At 58.1% G+C, this 2,608-nt stretch carries 2 rRNA genes (1 of these 2 only partly in view); both read right to left on the reverse strand.

Annotation, left to right across the window (positions count from 1 at the left end):
* Nucleotides 1-634: ribosomal RNA gene (locus tag ACWCP8_RS41015) — 23S ribosomal RNA — on the reverse strand; it reaches 2,571 nt to the left of the window's first position.
* Between the two features lie 296 nt (nt 635-930).
* Nucleotides 931-2,456: ribosomal RNA gene (locus tag ACWCP8_RS41020) — 16S ribosomal RNA — on the reverse strand.
* The 16S and 23S rRNA genes sit together here, the layout of an rRNA operon.
* Nucleotides 2,457-2,608 lie beyond the last annotated feature (152 nt).

Consider the following 2,608-nt stretch of genomic DNA (forward strand, 5'->3'; position numbering starts at 1 on the left):
CATGCGACGCTCCCACGGCTTGTAGGCACACGGTTTCAGGTACTATTTCACTCCGCTCCCGCGGTACTTTTCACCATTCCCTCACGGTACTATCCGCTATCGGTCACCAGGGAATATTTAGGCTTAGCGGGTGGTCCCGCCAGATTCACACGGGATTTCTCGGGCCCCGTGCTACTTGGGTGTCTCTTAAACGAGCCGTTAATGTTTCAGCTACGGGGGTCTTACCCTCTACGCCGGACCTTTCGCATGTCCTTCGCCTACATCAACGGTTTCTGACTCGCCTCACAGCCGGCAGACTGTGAAAAAGAGATCCCACAACCCCGCATGCGCAACCCCTGCCGGGTATCACACGCATACGGTTTGGCCTCATCCAGTTTCGCTCGCCACTACTCCCGGAATCACGGTTGTTTTCTCTTCCTGAGGGTACTGAGATGTTTCACTTCCCCTCGTTCCCTCCACACTGCCTATGTGTTCAGCAGCGGGTGACAGCCCATGACGACTGCCGGGTTTCCCCATTCGGACACCCCCGGATCAAAGCTCGGTTGACAGCTCCCCGGGGCCTATCGTGGCCTCCCACGTCCTTCATCGGTTCCTGGTGCCAAGGCATCCACCGTGCGCCCTTAAAAACTTGGCCACAGATGCTCGCGTCCACTGTGCAGTTCTCAAACAACGACCAGCCACCCATCACCCCACCCCTAAGGGCGAGTTCACTGGGGCCGGCAACTGAAGGCAACCTTGCGGCCATACCCTCAGACACCCAACAACGTGCCCGACACGACCCCTCAGATTCACGTTCCACGCCGAAGCAGTACTAGTGATCCCGAAAAACCGTGCCGAATAGTCAACGTTCCACCCATGAGCAACCACCGTCGAACATTTGCCGACGTAGTGGCCTCTGACCAAGCAAGCTTGGTAAGAAGTGCTCCTTAGAAAGGAGGTGATCCAGCCGCACCTTCCGGTACGGCTACCTTGTTACGACTTCGTCCCAATCGCCAGTCCCACCTTCGACAGCTCCCTCCCACAAGGGGTTGGGCCACCGGCTTCGGGTGTTACCGACTTTCGTGACGTGACGGGCGGTGTGTACAAGGCCCGGGAACGTATTCACCGCAGCAATGCTGATCTGCGATTACTAGCAACTCCGACTTCATGGGGTCGAGTTGCAGACCCCAATCCGAACTGAGACCGGCTTTTTGAGATTCGCTCCGCCTCGCGGCATCGCAGCTCATTGTACCGGCCATTGTAGCACGTGTGCAGCCCAAGACATAAGGGGCATGATGACTTGACGTCGTCCCCACCTTCCTCCGAGTTGACCCCGGCAGTCTCCTGTGAGTCCCCATCACCCCGAAGGGCATGCTGGCAACACAGAACAAGGGTTGCGCTCGTTGCGGGACTTAACCCAACATCTCACGACACGAGCTGACGACAGCCATGCACCACCTGTATACCGACCACAAGGGGGGCACCATCTCTGATGCTTTCCGGTATATGTCAAGCCTTGGTAAGGTTCTTCGCGTTGCGTCGAATTAAGCCACATGCTCCGCTGCTTGTGCGGGCCCCCGTCAATTCCTTTGAGTTTTAGCCTTGCGGCCGTACTCCCCAGGCGGGGAACTTAATGCGTTAGCTGCGGCACCGACGACGTGGAATGTCGCCAACACCTAGTTCCCAACGTTTACGGCGTGGACTACCAGGGTATCTAATCCTGTTCGCTCCCCACGCTTTCGCTCCTCAGCGTCAGTAATGGCCCAGAGATCCGCCTTCGCCACCGGTGTTCCTCCTGATATCTGCGCATTTCACCGCTACACCAGGAATTCCGATCTCCCCTACCACACTCTAGCCTGCCCGTATCGACTGCAGACCCGGGGTTAAGCCCCGGGCTTTCACAACCGACGCAACAAGCCGCCTACGAGCTCTTTACGCCCAATAATTCCGGACAACGCTTGCGCCCTACGTATTACCGCGGCTGCTGGCACGTAGTTAGCCGGCGCTTCTTCTGCAGGTACCGTCACTCTCGCTTCTTCCCTGCTGAAAGAGGTTTACAACCCGAAGGCCGTCATCCCTCACGCGGCGTCGCTGCATCAGGCTTTCGCCCATTGTGCAATATTCCCCACTGCTGCCTCCCGTAGGAGTCTGGGCCGTGTCTCAGTCCCAGTGTGGCCGGTCGCCCTCTCAGGCCGGCTACCCGTCGTCGCCTTGGTAGGCCATCACCCCACCAACAAGCTGATAGGCCGCGGGCTCATCCTTCACCGCCGGAGCTTTCAACCCCGTCCCATGCGGGACAGAGTGTTATCCGGTATTAGACCCCGTTTCCAGGGCTTGTCCCAGAGTGAAGGGCAGATTGCCCACGTGTTACTCACCCGTTCGCCACTAATCCACCCCGAAGGGCTTCATCGTTCGACTTGCATGTGTTAAGCACGCCGCCAGCGTTCGTCCTGAGCCAGGATCAAACTCTCCGTGAATGTTTTCCCGTAATCGGGAGACACATCACGAGAGCGGGACGATCAGCCGGAATAAGACCGACCGTCCACAGCGTCCTCGCTGTGTAATTGCCTACCGGAACCACAAGGGCCCGGCAGGACTTTCAAAGGAACCTCGAACCTGCCGAAGCAGG

The sequence above is a fragment of the Streptomyces sp. NPDC002206 genome, assembly GCF_053593595.1.